Here is a 20,070-nt window from a genome sequence, read left to right on the forward strand (position 1 = left end):
CCCCATAAAAAAATCCCCCTCACGGGGAGGGGGAAAGGAGAGGGCACTAGAAGCTAAACGTCGTGCGGATAGCACCCACAACAATGGCATCGTTATTTGCGTTGCTGTTGGGGTTAAAGATGGCAATGACCCCCGGCGTCACCGAGATATTCTTGGAGACGGCAAAGCGGTAAAAGCCCTCTAGGTGATAGGAGTTAAAGCGAGTGTAGCTTTCTCCAGGAACACCCGGGACATTGGTAATACTAATGAGCTGCGGCGGCTGACCAAAGACCAAGCCCGCCAAGTCACCCTTGCGCCAGAGGTCTGGCGAAGCAAAGGTAATAGCCCAGTTGACGATCTCCGCTTCGCGCCGTGGTCCTGCCAGTCGCACCTGATAGACGTTGGCGTAGCCAGCCCAGCCTGCCAGATTCAACTGCTTAATCGGCCGGTAGGTAAACTGGAAACCCACTGAATCAGCCGCCTGAGCAGCCACACCAATACCAAGATTAAGAGGATTCGCTGCAGAGCGCGCAAGCGAACTCCCTGTACCCCCAAAGGGATCTAAACCGTAGGAGTGGACGTAGGTGACCCCGAGGGCTAAATTCTTAATGGGTTGAACATCCACCTGCGCCAGAGCCGCATAGGCACCGTCAAAGAAGCCATTCAAACCATTGTTAAGGGTTGGATCGGGATTATTTGCATTTGGGGCAAGGTAGCCCACGTTAAGGGTAACGCCCGTACCGCGCTCTTTGTTTTGTAGAACGTTGTACTTAAAGGTCACGCCCGCCGCATTGGCAGCGTTGCCTGCGCGGTAGATGGGGTTAAAGCGACCAAAGCGAGACAGGGCACCGGTGTCACTGGATTGCAGGAAGGGATTGAAGTTGTTGATGTTATCGTTGAACTCACCCCCAACAAAGTCAAGGATCATCTGACCCCGAGAGGTGACTGGGAAGCTGTAGAATGCCTTTTGTAGCTCGAATGCGTTATTGTTGTTGCCATCGTAGCTAAGGCGGCCCATGTTAGTGAGCATCACTTGTGAGTAGGGAGTAATATTAGCTGCCTGCAACCGCAACCGCAGACGGTCTTTGCCGTAGAAGCTGGTATCAAAGTTCAGGCGTACCCGTGTGTTGGCAACGGGGTTGGTTGGAGCATTTGGTGCAGGCCCAGGAGCACCAGGACGTAGTGCCGCCGTGTCTGGGGTCAACACATCTGAAATGTTGAAAATGACCGTGGCATTGAGTTTTGTGAGGGTCGCAAATTGCCGTGCTTCCAACTGCGCAGTACGAGCCTCCAGCTTATCTACCCGACCGCGCAGGGTCGCCAGTTCAGCCTTGAACTCATCCATCAGGCGCTGCAGGGTGGCAAGGTCTTCCTTGGTGGCAAAGCGATCGCTGATTACATCCAAGCAGGCGTTCAAGGCCGCAGCCATTTCGTAGCGCGTGGCCGCCCGATTACCCCGGAAGGTGCCATCGGGATAGCCGGCAATACAGCCATATTTCTCTACCAGTGACGCCAGGGCTTGGTAGGCCCAATCAGTGGGGCGCACATCCGACAGTTGGCTGACAGAGGTCACTTGCCCCATCCCTTGGGGTGTGCTGCCGGTTCCTTCTTCCAGGGCCGCTACTGCAGGCACAGACATATCGGAGCGGCGGCCTTGGGCAACCCATGGGGTGCCTGTCGATTCCGTCCTCTCCCCTGGGGTTGGTAACTGAGCTGTGCTGACGTTGGTTGTAGGAGTATCAGCGGCTGTCGCCGAGCCAGCAACGATTCCTAATAGCAACAGCGGAGAGGTGAAAAACAACCTCGAAAAATAGCGGGACATAACACTTGACTCCTTCCACTCCTTACACTCGTGGGTAAAGCAATTCCTGGCCCTTCAAGTCACACTAGCAGCTTGAGGACGATTATTTCCTATCGCGGGAAACAACCCTTTACGCTTTGTAGTTTAGCAGTGTGCTCTTGAGTGAGAGGTTGTCTGAAGGTTAAGAGTCGTTTAATTTTTAGGGCTTGGATGAAGTTCTTGGCGCTTCCGAACGATTCCAGCCAGTGGCCACCGATTGGCCGATGCTCTGTAAAATTCCGCGACCAATGAGTCCCAAGCCACGGCCAATCACTTGCGTCAAGAGATAGACGACTCCTCTACCTAGCCAAGCGACCACTGCCCGCACTGGCGGCGCCAAGGCATCGCGAGCTTCCAAGGCTAAGGTGAGGGCGTAGGGAATCCCCTCCAATTGCAGTAGCTCCTGTTGGCGCGGCACGGTCAGCGCCAGTTCCTGAATGCCCCGCTGTGTCAGCCGCAGCAATACCAGCCGACTTTCAAAGATGTTTTGGGGTTCCTTGACCCAGCACTGCCAGCGGTAGTGCCAAGAGAGGGCATTGCGAAAGCGCTCCAGTTCTCGTATGGAAGCAAATTGCGGCTGAAAGAAGGTTTGCTGCACAACCTCGCTGTAGCAGCACCGATTTAGTAGTGGATACACAATCCCATTGGCCACTGTGAGCAACCAATGATCCAACAGGGCATCGAGGATCTCGAAGGCGGCAGCGGTGCCATAGCGGTAGGTCTGCTGATGGAGGGTGAGGGGCTGTTGCACCAGTAAATGAGCCAGCATCTCGGCTACGAAGGGGATCCGCTTCAGATACATGCTGACCACGGTTTCCCTTTCTATGAGCAATTGCTCAATGAGGTCGGCGTCACTGCCGAGGGCAAAACGATAGGGACGAAAAAACTCCCGCAGGCTCTGCTCCCACAGGTCTTGTAGTAGGGGGTTGCCCCGCTGGTGCAGAAATTCAATAGTGGGCGGTGTCGCTTGTAAAGTGCGCACCAGCAGATCCCACTGCCGCAGGATAGTGTAGAGCAGTTCCCGCCGCTGTTGGAGGATGAGCACCTCTAGCTCCAAAGGCTGCGATGTTAGGTTCAACAGATCCGACTGCAGCCGCTGTAAGCAGCGATCCACCAGTTGGGAAATGATTTCAATTTGCGGCCGCCCAGGGGACACCACCGGCCTAGGGGGTGTTTGACTCGGCTGTGGCAGGAAACGGGACACCAACCAGCGGGCAGCACGAATTTCTCGATGGCGACCTTCACACACAAGCCGTTCCAGGGGCGACAGGCTCGCCCGACCTAGATGCTGATCCAACGCCTGTAACCATGCCTCCATTTCCGCCAGTCCCTGCTGCAGAACCTGATACCGCCAACGATCCCAGGGATTGGGAAACAGCACACTCAAAGGCGGCTTCGGGGGCGTTACTGTGTGAACGATTTCCCCTTGGGCAATGGCCAGAATTCCCGCCAACAGCTCACTCAGCGCTGTATTGCGATGGTAAAGGCCTTCGACACCCGCCTGGTGAGCAAGGGAGACCAACTCGAGGGCGGCAGGTCGAATGGTGAGAATGATTCGCAGGGCAGGATAGTGCTGCTTCAACCACTGCCACAGCCAGGGAGTAGTGGCATCATTGACCGTGAGTTGGGCATCACAGAGAACAATCCAAGGCGCGCGTTCCTCATTGAGAGGTGTGTTTTCCAGATATGTGATCAGGCCGTGGCTATCGTGAAAGACCAGCGGCTCAATTCCCAACTGCTGTCGGATGCCTGTCCAAAGGCCAAGACGGACAACATCTTCCCCTTCAACAATCATTAGGCCAAAATGAACGGAGGCATCAGCAGTGACAGCGGTCATGGGCGTTTGGGTAGGACTTGGTTGGGGTTAGCGGAAGGACGATCCAGATATTGACCGACTAGCTGCGCCGTAACAATTGTCACAGACACCCGACCAGACCGGAGGGTATTGCATGCTAGCCGGTTTTTGGGCTGCGTCGGCTTCTAAGGTGAGATAAGGTGAGATGTCTAACCCCTGTCTCCAATAGCATAGCTAGCGTGGTTCCCTGCAAGGCAATAGTTCAATCCTAAGCACTCACTAGGCAGGATGGCTATCTCCACGGTCTGCGATAGGCTATACTGCTAGGGCTGTGGGGTTCGCTAACCATGGAGCCAACTGCTGAGTTTACGCTGCCCATTCCTGGGGCAGATGCCCCTCTTTCTGAGGCGGAATTTCTCCAACAGGTGCGCCAGGCATGGCAGGTGTGTGAGCGTTTTGACCTGCAAACGGAGATTTGGCGCGGCCAAATTTTACGGGCGGTCCGCGATCGCTATCGCCGTCAAGGAGATGAGCGGGGCATTGGCTTTCGGCAGTGGCTCCAAGAACAGGGGGTGACCAAGCGCCGTGCCTCTGCTTTGATCCAGTTGGCCGATCGCGCCGATGAGCTACTCAAGGTGCATCCCCTGCCTGCGGCAGCCCTCTCGCGCTTTAGTAAACGCGCCTTTTTGGCGACAGCCGCCGCCGATCCCCAGGTTCAGGCCCTGATTACAGAAGCGGCCGCCGGCGGCGATCGCATTACCCACCGCGAAGTTCGCCAACTGCAGGAGGAATGGACCGCCCTCCACGCCGAGGTATTGCCGCCCGTGGTGCGCCAAAAGGCCAGCGATCGCACCCTTGCCCCCCGCTACGTCGCCCCCTTGGTTAAAGAGTTAGAAAAGCTTCCCCCCCAGCAGCAGCAGGAACTCTCCCAGGCCCTGGCTAGCGACCCCCGCCTAGAAACGGTTAAGGAAATTACTGCCACCGCTCGCCACCTCAGTCGCTACCTGGAAACTGCCCCCCAAATCCAAGCCCTCAGGGGTCAACCCATTGATCTTGAGCAAGTCCTGATTGAAGCCCAGCGTCTAGGGCAGCTCCAAACCGTGGTGGCTCTCCTCCAGCAAGCTGCACAACTGGAAAGCGCAATTGCCCGCCTCTATACCACCTGGCAGCGTGTCAGTCATTTGAGCGATCGCCTTTACCAAGAATCGGGTGCCAGCACGCCGCAATTACAGGCGCTATTAGAGGCCCTGGATTTCCTCTCTGGCGATATCGTGCAAATTGACTTGGCGGGACAAACCGTTAAAGTACATATCTTTTCTGAGGGTGAAACTCGTGGTCCCAATTCTCCCCCTGAATTCTAAGTCAGTGGATCAACGGCGTCCCCATTACTGGTAACGTGGTATGGAAGCCATGTTATGGCTGGCGGAGTAGTTACTGATTTGAGCACGGTGAGCATGAGAGTCCTTGTAATTGGCGGTGATGGTTATTGCGGCTGGGCAACAGCCCTGTACCTTTCCAATCGGGGTCATGATGTTGCAATTTTGGATAGCCTCATTCGGCGGCATTGGGATGCTGAACTTTGTGTGGAAACCCTGACGCCGATCGCCCCCATTCAGCACCGTCTGCAACGCTGGCAGGATCTCACTGGCAAAAAGATTAGTCTTTATATTGGCGATATTTGTAACTATCACTTCCTTGAGCGCGCCATGCTCGAGTTTCAGCCTGAGGCAATTGTCCACTTTGGTGAACAGCGCTCCGCCCCTTACTCCATGATTGATCGTGAACACGCCGTCTTCACCCAAGTCAATAACGTTGTTGGCACCCTCAACCTGCTGTACGCCATCCATACCCACAACCCGGACTGCCATCTTGTCAAACTGGGCACGATGGGTGAATACGGCACCCCCAACATTGACATTGAAGAGGGCTACATCACCATTGAACACAATGGTCGCAAAGATACATTGCCCTACCCCAAGCAGCCCGGCAGCTTCTATCACCTCAGTAAAGTTCACGATAGTCACAACATCCACTTTGCCTGCCGCACTTGGGGCTTGCGAGCCACCGATTTGAACCAAGGGGTGGTCTATGGCGTCCTCACCGAAGAAACGGGCATGGATGAACTGTTGATTAACCGCCTTGACTACGACGGTATCTTTGGCACCGCCCTCAATCGCTTCTGCATTCAAGCTGCCATTGGCCATCCCCTGACGGTTTATGGTAAGGGGGGGCAAACTCGCGGCTTCTTGGACATTCGCGATACGGTGCGTTGCATTGAGTTGGCCATTAACAATCCAGCAGCGCCGGGTGAATTCCGCGTCCTTAACCAATTCACCGAACAGTTTAGTGTTGGTGACCTTGCCCACAAAGTCCAAGAAGCGGGGAAAGCCCTTGGCCTCAAGGTGGAAATCCAACACCTGGAAAACCCACGGGTTGAGAAGGAAGAACACTACTTCAATGCCAAAAACACCAAACTGCTGGATTTGGGACTACAACCCCACTATTTGTCGGATTCCCTCCTTGACTCACTTTTGAACTTTGCCATCAAATACAAAGACCGGGTGGATGTTAACCACATTCTCCCGAAAGTGAAGTGGCGCGCCTAAGCTGTGATGACTCCCTATGCTGTAACGGCGTCTTGGTTGGCTGAGCATTTGGCAGATCCAACCCTTGTGATTGTGGACTGCCGCTTTGACCTTATGGACCCCCAGCGGGGACAGCAGGACTATGCTCAAGCCCACATTCCCGGTGCCTACTATCTCGACCTAGAGCGGGATTTATCGAGCCCGCGGCAGCGCCATGGGGGGCGCCATCCCTTACCGGATCCGCAACAGTTGGCCACACGGCTCAACCAAATGGGGGTGACCCCCGAAACACTAGTGGTGGCCTATGATGATTCGCGCTTTGCCTATGCTGCTCGCTGCTGGTGGCTCTTGCGCTGGTTGGGGCACGATCGCGCAGCAGTCCTCGATGGCGGCTATGGCGCCTATGTTGCAGCCGGCTACCCGACAACCGCTGAGGTTCCCCCTCCGCGGCAGGGCAACTTTAAGCCCCGTCCGCATCCTGAGTGGGTGGTGGATCGTGCTGCTGTGATGGCTGCTCAAGGCGACCCTCAGACGGTGATTGTGGATGCCCGCGAACCGCGGCGCTATCGCGGTGAAATTGAACCCATTGATCCGATAGCGGGTCATATTCCCGGAGCGGTAAACTATCCATGGCAGGCCATCACCAATGCGCAGGGGCGACTCAAATCGGTTGCGGAACTGCAAGCCCACTGGCAGCCCTTGGCTGGGGCTGAGCAAATTATTGTCTATTGTGGATCGGGGGTGACGGCCTGCGTGGACATTTTGGGGCTGGCGATCGCTAGCCTGCATCAAACCAAGCTCTATGCAGGCAGTTGGAGCGATTGGTGTTCCTATTTGACGGCACCTGACAACCCTTCGCTATGATAGCCTAAGCCCTCTTCCTCACTTGGCTATGGAACGTCTTCCCGGTAATGCCCCGCCGCCGTCCCATCGAGGTCCTACCCAACCTCTCCACCGTCTTGGCCGTGAACTGCAACGCTTTGGCTGGATTGGTTTTTGGATCCAGGTGGTCCTTGGCTTTGTCTCGCTGTTGATTATTATTATTGTTATCTTTAGCCGCCAATTTAATATCAATCGTCCGCAAAACGGCATGAACAGTCCCACACTGGGCTTAGTGTTGGCGATTATTGGTCTAGTGTTTTTAGGTGTGAGTATTTACTGCTGCTATCGCTATCCGCAACTGGGCCGACGCTTGGATGATCCAGAAAAACGCCCGACCAAGGAGCACGTGCTCCGCAGTTTGAATATTGGTCTGTGGGTAAATATCGCCGGCATGATTTTTACTGTGGCCGCCGCAGAGTGGAATGTAGGGATGTTATTACTCAAGGTGCTTTCCATTCCCCAGGGGGCAGCGGTCTATGCCACTAATGTATTGATTGAGCCGTTGGAGATTTTTGTGATTCAGGCGAAGGTGAACACGATTGCTGCTCAGTTGACGGGTATTATTGTGGCCCTGTGGTTGTTGCGCTGTGTGCGCCGTCCAGTGTGAATTGTCTGAGGAGATCCACGAGACTTGTTGAATTCTCAAGAGGCGGTTGCCGGCAAAATTATTGTGGCGTTGGATGTGCCCAATTTGGAGGCAGCGATCGCCACTATCCACAGGCTGCCCCAAGTGCAATTTTGGAAAGTGGGGTTAGAACTCTTTTGTGCCAGTGGGCCGATTATTCTTGATGTCCTCAAGGATCAGGGGAAGCGTATCTTTCTCGATCTCAAGCTTCATGATATTCCCAATACGGTAGCAGCCGCCGCACGAGCGATCGCCCCCTATGGCGTGGACTTTGTAACCATCCACACTGCCACTGGCTTAGTCGGTCTGAAAAGTGCTCAGGCAGCTCTCGGGGAAAGTGCCACTCAACTCATCGGTGTCACATTGCTCACCAGCATTGGCGCAGACACCCTGCAGCAGGAACTCCAAATTCCCCTTGATCCGGCCACCTATGTAGAGCGCATGGCTAATCTTGCCCATCAAGCAGGACTGGCGGGCATTGTCTGCTCACCGCAGGAAGCCGCACGGGTAAAACAACGCTGGGGAGAGGATTTCTTGAGAATTTGTCCGGGGATTCGCCCCCTTGGCAGCGCAACGGGAGATCAAGCGCGATCGCTGACGCCTCATGCCGCCTTTGCTGCCGGTGCCTCTTACCTTGTCATTGGCCGCCCGATTTTACAAGCAGCGGATCCCGCCGCCGCCTTTGATGAAATTTGCTGCAGCCTTGTTTAAGCGATTTACAAAAGCCTGTAAATCAAGATATAATTAAAAGCTACTGAACTAGGGCGATTAGCACAGTGGTAGCGCACTTCCTTCACACGGAAGGGGTCACTGGTTCGAATCCAGTATCGCCCATTGTTCGTTGCCAGTTGCACGTTATAAGATGAACTGCATTGAACTTCACTAGATGGGTTGAGGACTGTGCCATGGGTACCCCAATTCCGCCGATTCAGCTTCCCCCCTGTGGTGACTGCACTGCGGATGCGGAATGGCTGGAGGCAGCCCTTCTCAACTGGCTCAATACCGAGTATTTACCGGAAGCTGTGAATCTGGCGATCGCCCAGCGAGCGGCTCAAGTGTACCGCCGTCAGCGGTTGGAAGGGGAGCACGATCTTGGGGGCATTCTCTTGGCCTTGGTTACGGAGTTGCAAGAGTTTGATTTTTCCCAAAGCTTCTACAGCGAGTTTGCGGTCGCCAATGCGGTGAGTGATCTGCTCCTGCGGCGACTGGGCATTGAACCCTGCTGTGGGGTGGGCTAAGCTTTGGGTTCCCAGTTGGGTTTGACCACTTGACGACAGCGGGCAATGACAAGGGCGTTATCCGGTACATCTTCTGTCACTGTCGAACCCGCCGCTACTGTGACATTCTCACCAAGGGTCACGGGCGCCACTAAAACAGTGTTAGCCCCTGTCTTGGTGCCGCTACCAATATGGGTGGGGTGTTTGCGGACACCATCGTAGTTGGCGGTGATTGTGCCTGCCCCGATATTGACGCGATCGCCCAAGGTGGCATCCCCCAGATAGGACAAATGGGACGCCTTGGTGTCACTGCCCAACTGCGCTTTTTTGAGCTCCACAAAATTGCCAATGCGACAGTGATCGGCAACCACGCTTTGCTGGCGGATGTGGGCAAAAGGCCCCACTTGGGTATCCTCGCCAATCTCACTGTCGCTAATCACCGCATAGCGAGCGGTTACCCGTTCGCCAATGACACTATTTTCAATCAAGGTGCCAGGGCCAATAATGCTGCCACTGCCAATACGGGTTTGGCCGCGCAGGTGAGTTTGGGGTTCAATCACCACATCCGGTGCGAGCTCAACGGTATCCTCAATCGTGATACTGGCCGGATCAATTAGGGTCACCCCCGCTTGCATCCAAGCTTTTTTGATTCGATTTTGGAGCACTTGATAGGCTGTTGCCAACTGCACGCGATCGTTGACGCCCAAAATCTCCTCATAGTCTTCCACGTCCACCGCCATCACGGGACTTAGGGCATTGACGGCATCGGTGAGGTAGTATTCCTGCTGATCATTATTGGACTGGAGATGGGGCAACACAGCAGCGAGTTGGGGCCAATGGAAACAATACACCCCAGCATTAATGCGGCGGTTTTGCTTTTGGGCGGTGGTGCAGTCACGATCCTCAATAATTTGCTTCAGCATATTCTGACTGTCGCAAATCACGCGGCCATAGCCTTGGGGGTTGGGAATTTGTGCCGTTAAAATGGTGGCCGCATTGTTGTGTTTCTGGTGAACTGCAAGCAAGTGTGCCAGTGTTTGGCCACGCAATAGGGGCACATCGCCATTGAGCACCAAAAGATGGCCTTCATAGTCCTTGAGGTAGGGCAAAAGCTGCTGCACAGCATGACCTGTTCCCAACTGTTCCCGCTGTTCGACAAATTCCACGTCGGGCCGATCCGCTAAAGCAGCACGGACAGCGTCTCCCCCATAGCCAATGATCACAAACTGCCGTTGCGGTTGCAGCGATTGAACTTGGTGCAAAACCCAGCCCACCAGCGATCGCCCACCTAGGGGATGGAGAACTTTTGGCAGTGAGGATTTCATCCGTGTGCCTCGTCCTGCCGCTAAGACTGCCACAATGACCATGGATTTGTTGTGCCTCAATGAGCAAAGGGATGGCGAACTAGCACTCCTGGGGGGAAGCAGCCCAGCATCAGCGCCATGCACAATTGGAGTATACCAAGGTTGCGGTAGCCAAAGATAGCAGCCCCACGGGCGAGTCAAGGCGCCCAGGATGAATCAACTGTACCAAAATCCAGTAAGGTTGATGCAGTAGTTGACGAGTCACTCACAGTCCATGACCGCTTCAAAATCAACCAAGCGACCTGTCCCCTTGGCGGCTCAGTTCCTAAAACTGGTGGGAATGATCCTACTCCTCACCTTTTTGGTCGAGTGGGGTATTCTCTTTATTACTCCCCAGTTCAATAACAGCCAGTGGCAACTCACGGTTGTCAACCAATTCATTGAGCGCGGCGCCACCCCCTTGATTGGCTTTGTCTTTATCTACACTGGCTTTTGGATTCAAGCGGTCTCTGGGAGTGCTACGCAGCCGGAGCCCGGGGAACCTGCCCTGAAGGATTGGCGATTTTGGGTCTTTGTCCTCTCCAGTTTGCTGGGATTGCTGTGCCTGCTGGGGATTCCTCTCTACCTATCCATTACAGGCCAAATTACGGAACAGGCGGTCAACCAAATCAATCAAGAGGCGGCACAGGCAGAAATTCGGGTGGAGCAGGAACAGCAGCAAATCAAACAACTGGCCAGTAGCGGTCAATTGCAGCAACTCCTGAAAAGCAATCAACTGCCCCCCGATCAACGGGCAATTCTTGAGCAGTTACAAAAAGACCCCCAAGCCCTCGAGAAACAAGCGGGTCAGGCACGGGAGCGCATCCGCACTCAACAACAGGAGGCGGTCAATCGGGCGCAACAGGAAGCTTTTTTGAATCGTCTAAGGGTAGGCATTCGTAGTTTTCTCTTGGCAGTGGGCTTTATTACCATTGGTTGGAGTGGTCTGCGCGAGCACCGCTAGGCGTTGTTACCATTGCCACCTACCTGAGGAGTGAAGTATGGTTTACCTCATCGTGCGTTGGCGCCTTCTGTCGCAGTCGGTGGGTCTTGGCTGTTTGATCAGCTTGCTCCTACCACTGACGGCCGCAGCAGTGGAATTGCGGGTTGCGGTTTTGGAGCGGGTGCATCAAGTAACAATGGGTAGCTCCACCCCAGCGCAATTGCGGGATGAGGCGGGTCGGGTCCTGACAGTGGCACCGCAGCAGCGTATTACCGCCGTCCTCACAGGGGCTGGCGTACAAGCAGGGGGTGTGCGTGGCCGGCAAGTTTTCCTCGAACCTCGAGACAATGGCCTCGTGCGAGTGGGCGATCGCTGGTATCGCGGGCGGTTGCAATTGGTGAGTACCAATGAGGGGATTCTCGCCATCAACCTTGTGGATTTAGAGGAGTATCTGCCCAGTGTAGTGGGTAAGGAAATGTATCCCTCCTGGCCGCTAGAAGCCCTCAAAGCCCAAGCAGTGGCCTCCCGTTCTTTTGTTCTCTTTCGGCGCGATCGCGAACGCCGTCGGCCGGGCAGCCTTTTTGATGTCGGTGCCACCGTTACTCATCAGGTGTATGGGGGGGTAAGTTCAGAAACCGCCAGTACCCTAGCCGCCGTTGCCGCTACCCGCGGTCAAGTGCTGACCTACAATGGCCGAATTATTGAAGCGCTCTTTCATGCCTCCTCTGGCGGGCACACAGAAAATTCAGAAGACGTTTGGCAAACGGTGATTCCCTACCTGCGCGGTACCCCTGACTTTGACCAAGTCTTCCCCAACTTTCAATGGACGGTTCGTTTTACAGCCGCACAACTGCAACAACGCCTCCCCGGTATTGGTTCAATTGTTGCTTTGCGCCCGCTGCAGCTGACGCCCCAAGGCCGGATTCTGTCAATGCAAATTCTCGGTACTGCTGGCAGCCGCACTATTTCCGGCAGTGAACTCCGGCGCGTGTTGGGACTGCGCAGTACCCTACTGACGATTAGGCCAGAATATGGCAATGTGGCCAGTCAAAGGGCTCAAAGTGTGCCAGTGGCCTTTACAATTACTGGACGGGGTCACGGCCATGGCCTGGGCATGAGTCAATGGGGTGCCTACGGTATGGCATTGCAGGGTTACACCTACGACCAAATTTTGGGGCATTATTACCAAGGCGTTACATTGAGTGTATTGGACACAACTCAGCGTTGACGAGCTTGATGCCCCTCGCCTATGCTGCCCCTAGTGGTATGGGGTCAAGGTTGTGGTCTTAACACTCTATTTCTTGCGCCATGGGCAAACTAGCTTTAGTCGCGCCAATGCCTACTGTGGAGAACTGGATCCACCCTTGACGGATGCTGGCCTAGCAATGGCTGAAGCTTTTGCTGAGCACTATGCCCAGTTGCCTTGGCAGGCAGTCTTTGTCAGCCCAATGGTGCGAACTCGAACCACAGCACAGCCCCTGTGCGATCGCCTGGGTCTCCAGATGCAGATCCGCGACGGTCTGCGGGAAATTCACTATGGTCAGTGGGAAGGCCTCTCCCCCCAAGAGGTAAATGCCAAGTTTCACGATGACTATGTGCGCTGGCTGGCGGATCCGGGCTGGAATGCCCCCACGGGCGGTGAGCGGGGGATTGACATCTACCACCGCAGTAATGCCGTCCTCTTAGAAATTGAACGGGAGTATCCCGACGGCAATGTGCTGCTTGTTTCCCACAAAGCCACCATTCGGATTATGCTCTGTGGTCTGCTTGGGATTGATGTGGGACGGTTTCGCGATCGCCTTGCTGCCCCAGTGGCCAGTGTCAGTATTGTGGAATATACCTCCCGTGGACCACTGCTCCTTGCCCTGGCGGAGCGATCGCACCTGAGTCCAGAGTTGCGCCAGTTGCCGGGCACCTAACCTATACGGTACCTATACGGTCATAATATCCTTTTCTTTTTCGGCAAGGAGGGCGTCAATTTTGCCGATGTACTTGTCGGTGAGCTTTTGCACTTTCTCTTGCAAATCCTTGACTTCATCTTCGGTGAGTTCTCCGGCTTTACCCGCCTTTTTGATGTGGTCAATGGCATCGCGGCGGATGTTGCGAATGGCAACTTTGCCCCCTTCAGCAATTTTGGCGGCAGTTTTCACCAATTCTTTGCGTCGCTCCGTGGTCAAGGGGGGAATGTTGAGGCGGACGCTAGAGCCATCATTGTTGGGCGTCAACCCCAAGTCAGAGAGTTGAATGGCTTTTTCAATGCTGGCCAATGTGGAGCGATCGTAGGGCTGAATCAAAATCGTGGTCGCATCGGGGGTGGAGATATTGGCCAAGGAGCGCAGGGGAGTTTCAGTGCCGTAGTAGTCCACCATGACCCGGTCTAATAACGCCGCGTTGGCGCGACCCGTGCGAATGCTATTGAAGTCATGCTGGGTTGCTTCAACCGATTTTTGCATCCGCTCTTCGACATCAGCTAATTTCACAGGAGCCTCCAACCATCGTACCAATGGGTTCCCCAATCAACGCGCGGTAGATGTTACCGGCTGTTTCTAAGCTAAACACAATAATGGGGATATCATTATCTTTACACAGCGCGATCGCTGTACTGTCCATCACCGCCAAGTTATGGGTGAGGGCGTGGGTGTAGGTGAGACTACGGTAGCGACGCGCGTTAGGATTTTTGTGGGGATCAGCGTCATAGACGCCATCGACCTTAGTGGCTTTGAAGATCACTTCGGCATCAATTTCGGCAGCGCGCAGGGCCGCGGTTGTGTCCGTGGTAAAAAAGGGATTGCCTGACCCTGCCCCAAAGATCACCACCCTTCCCTTTTCTAGGTGACGAATGGCACGGCGGCGAATATAGGGTTCGGCCACCTCCTGCATGGCGATCGCAGTTTGCACTCGTGTGGGCACATTCATCTGTTCAAGGGCATCCTGAAGGGTCATGGCATTCATAACCGTGGCAATCATACCGATGTAGTCTGCGGTTGCCCGATCCATGCCAGCAGCCGCTCCTTTCATACCACGAAAGATATTGCCACCCCCCACCACAATGGCGGTTTGCACTCCCGCCTGCACCACCTGAGCGATTTCACTGGCAAATGCCTGCACCACTTTTGGATCAATGCCGTAGTTCAGGTTGCCCATGAGGGCTTCACCGCTCAATTTGAGCAATACGCGGCGATATTTAGGATTCATTGCGAGGATTCTTGCACTCCAATACGCTCCCCATCAACGATAGCAGGTTAGACGCGCCCGGTTGGACTCGAACCAACGACCAATCGCTTAGAAGGCGAGTGCTCTATTCCGCTGAGCTACGGGCGCATTTTTCAATATTTTCCCACACGGCATAAGCTGAAGATAATATCTGGCTAGTTAGGACGATGCCGATGGATCTAACTTCTCCGCCTTCTCGTTTGCTTTTGGTCTGCGCTGACAACCACTTGTCGCAACGCATGGGGCAAGACCTTCAGGCAGCGGGTTACGATCCAGTGATTGCGACAACAGAAAAAGAATGTCACTTGGCCTGTGCTGAATGGCAGCCTGCCTTGATTATCATGGACCGCTATTTGGGACGGCTCAACAGTATGGAGTTGTGCCAGCAGCTGCGTCAGCAGGGGATCAGTCTGCCAATTCTACTAATGCTGGAGAGCGATCGCCTCGAAGATCGGGTCGCTGTCCTGGAGTCAGGGGCTGATGATTATCTATTGCTGCCCTACAGTCCCAAGTCTTTTCTCCAGATGATTCAGCTCTACCTGAAGCCACCGGTGACCCAAAGTGAGGTGTTGCGATTTGATAATTTGACCCTCGATTTATTGACGCGGCGAGCAGAGCGCAATGGGCGCATAATCGACCTTACGATGAAGGAGTATGAACTGCTGAAGTTTCTCATGGAGCACCCCCGCGAAGTCCTCACCCGTGAGCAAATTTTAGAAAACGTCTGGGGCTATGACTTTTTGGGTGAATCCAACGTCATTGAAGTCTATATTCGTTACCTGCGGTTAAAGATTGAACCCGATGGTGAAAAACGGTTGATTCACACAGTGCGAGGAGTGGGCTATGTTCTCCGTGAAGCCTAAGTTACGCTGGCTGGTTCTGGGATTGGTGACGTTGGGGTTCCTCCTAGGGTGTCAAAACCTGAGCCAAGGGGATCCAGCAACCCCGCCTCCAAGGGTTGGCGGCATTCCCCAATATCTACCGATTACGGCCAAGGCGCGCATTCACGATACCTGGATTCAATTGGAAGTGGCGCGCACGCCAGCCCAGCAGCAGTTGGGCTTGATGTTTCGCCCAGAATTGCCGGGCGATCGCGGCATGCTGTTTCCGATGGCTGCGCCCCACGTGGCCAGCTTCTGGATGAAAAATTGCCTCATCCCCCTCGACTTGATTTTTCTTAGGGATGGGAAAGTGGTAGCGATCGCCCCCGCCGCCCCCCCTTGCCCAACCCTCCCTTGCCCCACCTATGAATCTGGGGTTCCCGTGGATGCGGTTTTAGAGCTGGCGGGTGGCCGCGCCGCTGAATTGGGGCTCAAGGTCAATGACCCTGTAGAGATACAGTACTTGGCGCCTTGAGTAACGATCGGGCGTGCTTAACGCTTAAAAGCATTATCTAAAACATTATCCAAAGTGATTAAATATTTTGTGCTCTAGTTTTGGCCCTAGATCCCGCGGTGGCCTAGCCTCTTCTACCGCCCTTGGAGCTCCCTCATAGGATTCTCCCATAGAACGATTGGCGCTTTCTCCCCGGAACTTGTTGGGGGGACGTTGCGGCCCTCGTTTTCTAACTATGCTAACTATTAACTCGTGTCTTTTAGGAGGCGGTGACGGTGGCGCGATCGCCTGTCGCCGCAGGGCTGACTGCACTAAAGGTCAACTCACTACCCACCAAATCCACCAAAATCGTATCGCCAGGGGTAAAGACCTCCTCCAGAAGCTTCACGGCCAGGGGGTTCTCCAATTCCCGTTGAATGGCGCGCTTTAGGGGACGTGCCCCATAGACTGGATCAAAGCCCACCGCCACTAAATGATCGAGCGCTACTGGGGTGAGGCGCAGGTGAATTTTTTGATCCGCAAGGAGTTTTTCCACCCGTCGCAGTTGAATTTGGGCAATCTGAGCTAGTTCAGTTCGCCCGAGCCCGTGGAAGAGGATCACGTCATCAATGCGGTTGAGAAATTCGGGGCGAAAATACTTTTGGGCACTTTGGAGCACCCGTTGGCGCATTTCCTCATAGCGGCTGTCATCCCCCGCCAAATCTAAGATATGCTCGCTGCCCAGGTTACTGGTCATAATGATCACGGTATTGCGGAAGTCCACCGTCCGCCCTTGGGAATCAGTAATGCGGCCATCATCCAGCACCTGCAAGAGTACATTAAAGACTTCGGGATGGGCTTTTTCTACCTCGTCAAATAGAACCACGGCATAGGGACGACGGCGGATGGCTTCGGTGAGTTGACCGCCACTGTCAAAGCCAACATATCCCGGCGGTGCGCCAATCATGCGGGAGACGGCATGTTTTTCCATGTACTCCGACATATCAATGCGCACCAAGGCATTTTCATCATCAAAAAGGGCTTCGGCAAGGGCACGGGCCAGTTCCGTTTTGCCAACGCCTGTGGGTCCCATAAAGAGGAATGAACCAATGGGACGGGCAGGGTCTTTCATGCCAGCTCGGGCGCGGCGGATGGCCGCGGCCACGGCGGCCACGGCATCGGTTTGACCAATCACCCGCTGATGGAGGACTTGTTCCAGCTGCAGGAGTTTTTGGCGTTCTGAGGCCATGAGTTTTTGCAGGGGAATTCCCGTCCACTTGGCAACAATTTCGGCAATGTCAGCCTCGGTGACTTGATCGCGCAAGAAGGTGCCACCTGCGGCCTGAAGTTCCAAAAGTTGTGCTTCTGTGGCCTCCAGTTCCCGTTGCAGGGTTTCTAAACGACCATATTTGAGTTGCGCGGCTTTGTTGAGGTTGTAGTCCCGCTCTGCTTGCTCAATTTGCAGCTTCACTTGGTCTTCTTCTTCCTTGAGGCTGTTGATGCGCTCTAGCAGTTCTTTTTCTGCTTGCCAGCGGGCTTGCATAGCCTGTTGTCGCGGTTGCAGTTGGGCAATTTCTGCTTCGATGCGCTGCAGGCGATCGCGCGTGGCCTGTAGTGGTGCTTGGCTCAAGGGCAGGTTTTCTTCCTGTTTGAGGGAGAGTCTCTCCATTTCTAGTTGCCGCAGGCGCCGCTCAAGGGCTTCCAGTTCAGCGGGCTTGGTGGTAATTTCCATTTTGAGTTTGGCGGCTGCCTCATCCACCAGGTCAATGGCCTTATCGGGGAGGTAGCGATCGCTAATATACCGATCCGAAAGCATCGCCGCGGCCACCAATGCCGAATCGGTGATCTTAACGTTGTGGTGAATTTCATAGCGATCCTTGAGGCCGCGCAAAATGGAGATCGTATCCTCAACACTGGGCTGGCCAATATACACCTGCTGAAAGCGGCGTTCTAAGGCAGCATCTTTCTCAATGTATTTGCGATATTCATCTAGGGTGGTAGCGCCAATGCAGCGTAGCTCTCCCCGTGCCAACATCGGTTTGAGTAAGTTGCTGGCATCCATCGAGGAGTTTTGATTGGCGCCGGCACCGACAACCGTATGCAGTTCATCAATAAAGAGGACAATTTGGCCATCGGAATGGGTGACCTCATGGAGCACAGCCTTGAGGCGATCTTCAAAATCACCGCGAAACTTGGCGCCTGCAACCAGACTCCCGAGATCTAGGGAAATGAGCCGCCGATTTTTCAGGGATTCCGGTACATCCCCATTGATGATCCGCTGAGCCAGGCCCTCGGCAATGGCGGTTTTGCCCACGCCGGGTTCACCAATGAGAACGGGATTGTTTTTGGTACGGCGGGAGAGAACTTGAATCACGCGGCGGATTTCTTCGTCGCGGCCAATGACGGGATCCAATTTGCCTTGGCGGGCGGCTTCGGTGAGATCGCGCCCGTATTTTTCAAGGGCGGCGTACTTGTTTTCAGGGTTTTGATCTAGGACTTTTTGAGCACCGCGAATGGCTTTGACGGCAGCAGCCAACTGCTCGCGATCGCAATTTAAGGCACGGAAAAGGCGTTGACCGATCCGGCGATCGCCCACAAAAGCCAGTAAAAGATGCTCAATGGAAATGAATTGATCCCCTTGCTCTTGGCGCAGGCGATCGGCCTCATCAAGGAGTGCATCCAAACTACGACCACAGTAGAGTTCGCTGCCTGCGAGAACGCGGGGCTGTTGCTTGGCAAAATCCATCAGCCGCTTGAGCACCCATTCGGTGTCAATATCTGCCCGCTCAAAGATCAGTTGCCCTAATCCCTCTTCCCGCAGTAGGGCAATCATGACGTGCTCTGTTTCCAGATATTGGCTGCGATATTCCCGTGCCACATCTTGGGACTTAACAATGGCTTCCCATGCCTTATCAGTAAACTTTGTTGGATCCGTTGGTTGCATAGTGATAATTGCGGGCAAACCCCCAGCGACCGTGAATGCATTATGCCATCATCTTCAGTGTAACCAACAGGCCACCACCCCACCCACAGAGATGACTTACAGCGGTGGCAAATAGAGAAACTCCCGCAGGAGATTAGCCAATTTTTTCTCGCTGCTATAGTCAGCCCTGTAGCTCCATCGCAGGGGGACTGTGTCGCCAGAGGTCATGTGCACCACGACGCGAGAGAAACGATCGCCCTCATAATTCTTATAGCTTTCAATGGCAATGTCCCTAATTTCGCGCAAGGGCAATTCCTTGCGAGTGCGGTGGAAAAAATTCCCACGGCGAATTGTCAAGGTGCCACTGCCCCGATCTAAATCCAACGCTAAGAGAGGGGCGAAGGAAATTAGACTCATGCCTACAAGAAAGAACACCCCTGCAATGATCCCTACTATCCAGCGATCGTCCACACGGGCTGAAAGTTCGGTTTGATTGGGATTCCTTAAGAATTGGTTAATTTGCTGTACCACGGCGGCGCGATCGCCCCGCTGTGAGGCAGTATTACCCAATAGGATTGACTTGCCCGCCACTTCAAGAACAACGCCGTACCAGCGATCGCCCTCACTGTCAATGTCCTCCTCCAAACTTTGCCTGTCGTAGGACAGAAAGAGGAATTTTCACCCGTTCTTGGATTACGAGAGAGGTTGTCGTGGCAATACACTCATAGGGTAGGGTTTGGCGTTGGCAGTGGATTTCCGCAACTGTAAAGGAGCTTAGTATCAGCAGCGTATGCACAAGAAACATCCCACCCAGAAAATACTCCATCAAGGATCTCTCCCGTAAGCGCAGATAGTTCGTTTGCGCCAGTCTCTTCACGGCTAATCCTCCTGAGAATGTAGAAACAATCCCACGCTTGTTGCTAACTGCTGAAAATTGGGTTCAATTCGTTGTCCTAAGTACTCTTCAACTACCCGAGCAATCATACTTGCTAAAAAGAAGGGGACACCGGTAATGCGTTTTGGATCAATCCTGAGATGGCCTCGGCTGGTGATAATCGTTGAATTGCCCACGGCAATGAATTGATTTTCCCCCTGACAGTCAACGGCCTCCGTAAAGGCATGGGGGACAATGCGCCAGCGGGTAAGATAGTCGCGATCGTCCCAATGGCTATAATCTGTCCAGGAGAGCATCGCCTCACTCAAGAATGCCCGTGCCGCCGCTGGAATTTCCCCGCCACCATGCCAAACCAAGACCATTTCTAGGGCTTGGGGCTGTTCGTTGCGCGCCTGTACTTCAATTGCCCGCACATTGGGCATCCAGTTCACCAGTTCTGGCAGGCGATCGCGATAGGTGCGATAGACAGCGTCGCGGGGAAAGGGTAGCTCGACTTGGGAAGAAATTTCCATGACC

19 protein-coding genes and 2 tRNA genes are annotated in these 20,070 nt (G+C 54.3%); 12 read left to right on the top strand and 9 right to left on the bottom strand.

Annotated elements, in window-relative coordinates:
• Positions 1-46: 46 nt before the first annotated feature.
• On the bottom strand, positions 47-1,801 hold the full coding sequence (locus Q0W94_RS03560; protein ID WP_297761227.1) for an iron uptake porin: 1,755 nt from the start codon (positions 1,799-1,801) through the stop codon (positions 47-49).
• 178 nt (positions 1,802-1,979) lie between these two features.
• Complete coding sequence (locus Q0W94_RS03565; protein WP_297761230.1) at positions 1,980-3,656, bottom strand: DUF3685 domain-containing protein; 1,677 nt, start codon at positions 3,654-3,656, stop codon at positions 1,980-1,982.
• A 305-nt stretch (positions 3,657-3,961) separates the two neighbouring features.
• Here Q0W94_RS03565 and Q0W94_RS03570 point away from each other — a divergent pair, with 305 nt between their 5' ends.
• The 7 genes from Q0W94_RS03570 (at position 3,962) to Q0W94_RS03600 (ending at position 8,944) form a co-directional block, all read left to right on the top strand.
• Positions 3,962-4,975 (top strand): hypothetical protein, encoded by a 1,014-nt coding sequence (locus Q0W94_RS03570; RefSeq protein WP_297761233.1) that lies wholly within the window; start codon positions 3,962-3,964, stop codon positions 4,973-4,975.
• Positions 4,976-5,068: 93 nt separating this feature from the next.
• Positions 5,069-6,220, top strand: coding sequence for an NAD-dependent epimerase/dehydratase family protein (locus tag Q0W94_RS03575; protein WP_297761236.1), 1,152 nt, complete (start codon positions 5,069-5,071; stop codon positions 6,218-6,220).
• 6 nt (positions 6,221-6,226) lie between these two features.
• Positions 6,227-7,063: a sulfurtransferase gene (locus tag Q0W94_RS03580; RefSeq protein WP_297761239.1), complete on the top strand. Its 837-nt coding sequence runs from the start codon at positions 6,227-6,229 to the stop codon at positions 7,061-7,063.
• Positions 7,064-7,091: 28 nt separating this feature from the next.
• The gene (locus tag Q0W94_RS03585) at positions 7,092-7,688 is read left to right on the top strand and encodes a DUF3611 family protein (RefSeq protein ID WP_297761242.1); all 597 of its coding nucleotides are present in this window, start codon (positions 7,092-7,094) and stop codon (positions 7,686-7,688) included.
• Positions 7,689-7,715: 27 nt separating this feature from the next.
• Positions 7,716-8,417 carry an orotidine-5'-phosphate decarboxylase gene (gene pyrF / locus Q0W94_RS03590; RefSeq protein WP_297761246.1) on the top strand — a complete coding sequence of 234 codons (702 nt, stop codon included), beginning with the start codon at positions 7,716-7,718 and terminating at the stop codon, positions 8,415-8,417.
• Positions 8,418-8,468: 51 nt separating this feature from the next.
• Positions 8,469-8,540 (top strand) — tRNA-Val (locus Q0W94_RS03595).
• 71 nt (positions 8,541-8,611) lie between these two features.
• Positions 8,612-8,944, top strand: coding sequence for a hypothetical protein (locus Q0W94_RS03600; RefSeq protein ID WP_297761249.1), 333 nt, complete (start codon positions 8,612-8,614; stop codon positions 8,942-8,944).
• Here Q0W94_RS03600 and glmU read toward each other — a convergent pair.
• Entirely contained in the window at positions 8,941-10,290 is a 1,350-nt protein-coding gene (glmU, locus tag Q0W94_RS03605; protein WP_297761252.1) for a bifunctional UDP-N-acetylglucosamine diphosphorylase/glucosamine-1-phosphate N-acetyltransferase GlmU, read from the bottom strand. The genes Q0W94_RS03600 and glmU overlap by 4 nt on opposite strands.
• 211 nt (positions 10,291-10,501) lie before the next feature.
• Between glmU and Q0W94_RS03610 the strand changes: the two genes are divergently transcribed.
• Genes Q0W94_RS03610 through Q0W94_RS03620 form a run of 3 tightly spaced genes read left to right on the top strand, consistent with a single transcriptional unit; the run spans position 10,502 to position 13,128 of the window.
• A complete protein-coding gene (locus tag Q0W94_RS03610) occupies positions 10,502-11,230 on the top strand; it encodes an HpsJ family protein (RefSeq protein WP_297761255.1) in 729 nt (242 codons plus the stop codon).
• Between the two features lie 37 nt (positions 11,231-11,267).
• Positions 11,268-12,437 carry a SpoIID/LytB domain-containing protein gene (locus tag Q0W94_RS03615; protein WP_297761258.1) on the top strand — a complete coding sequence of 390 codons (1,170 nt, stop codon included), beginning with the start codon at positions 11,268-11,270 and terminating at the stop codon, positions 12,435-12,437.
• Between the two features lie 52 nt (positions 12,438-12,489).
• Positions 12,490-13,128: a histidine phosphatase family protein gene (locus tag Q0W94_RS03620; protein ID WP_297761261.1), complete on the top strand. Its 639-nt coding sequence runs from the start codon at positions 12,490-12,492 to the stop codon at positions 13,126-13,128.
• 12 nt (positions 13,129-13,140) lie between these two features.
• On the opposite strand, the gene frr is transcribed toward Q0W94_RS03620, so the two are convergent.
• From frr to Q0W94_RS03635, 3 genes are all read right to left on the bottom strand, one after another.
• Positions 13,141-13,689, bottom strand: coding sequence for a ribosome recycling factor (gene frr / locus Q0W94_RS03625; RefSeq protein ID WP_024125460.1), 549 nt, complete (start codon positions 13,687-13,689; stop codon positions 13,141-13,143).
• Entirely contained in the window at positions 13,676-14,404 is a 729-nt protein-coding gene (pyrH, locus tag Q0W94_RS03630; RefSeq protein WP_297761264.1) for a UMP kinase, read from the bottom strand. Before pyrH ends, frr begins: the two co-directional genes overlap by 14 nt.
• Before the next feature lie 52 nt (positions 14,405-14,456).
• Positions 14,457-14,530: transfer RNA gene (locus tag Q0W94_RS03635), tRNA-Arg, on the bottom strand.
• 65 nt (positions 14,531-14,595) lie between these two features.
• Between Q0W94_RS03635 and nblR the strand changes: the two genes are divergently transcribed.
• Together nblR and Q0W94_RS03645 are read left to right on the top strand one after the other, a co-directional pair.
• The gene (gene nblR, locus Q0W94_RS03640) at positions 14,596-15,285 is read left to right on the top strand and encodes a response regulator transcription factor NblR (RefSeq protein ID WP_024125462.1); all 690 of its coding nucleotides are present in this window, start codon (positions 14,596-14,598) and stop codon (positions 15,283-15,285) included.
• Positions 15,266-15,778 (top strand): DUF192 domain-containing protein, encoded by a 513-nt coding sequence (locus tag Q0W94_RS03645; protein WP_297761267.1) that lies wholly within the window; start codon positions 15,266-15,268, stop codon positions 15,776-15,778. Before nblR ends, Q0W94_RS03645 begins: the two co-directional genes overlap by 20 nt.
• 238 nt (positions 15,779-16,016) lie before the next feature.
• Here the strand turns inward: Q0W94_RS03645 and clpB are convergent, their stop codons facing one another.
• The 3 genes from clpB to Q0W94_RS03660 all read right to left on the bottom strand — a co-directional run bounded on the left by clpB (position 16,017) and on the right by Q0W94_RS03660 (position 20,066).
• On the bottom strand, positions 16,017-18,680 hold the full coding sequence (gene clpB / locus Q0W94_RS03650) for an ATP-dependent chaperone ClpB (protein WP_297761270.1): 2,664 nt from the start codon (positions 18,678-18,680) through the stop codon (positions 16,017-16,019).
• A gap of 96 nt (positions 18,681-18,776) precedes the next feature.
• A complete protein-coding gene (locus Q0W94_RS03655; RefSeq protein ID WP_297761272.1) occupies positions 18,777-19,304 on the bottom strand; it encodes a hypothetical protein in 528 nt (175 codons plus the stop codon).
• Positions 19,305-19,538: 234 nt separating this feature from the next.
• Complete coding sequence (locus tag Q0W94_RS03660; RefSeq protein ID WP_297761275.1) at positions 19,539-20,066, bottom strand: hypothetical protein; 528 nt, start codon at positions 20,064-20,066, stop codon at positions 19,539-19,541.
• Between the last annotated feature and the right edge of the window lie 4 nt (positions 20,067-20,070).

Source organism: Thermosynechococcus sp. (assembly GCF_025999095.1).
In the GTDB taxonomy this organism is placed as follows: Bacteria; Cyanobacteriota; Cyanobacteriia; order Thermosynechococcales; family Thermosynechococcaceae; genus Thermosynechococcus.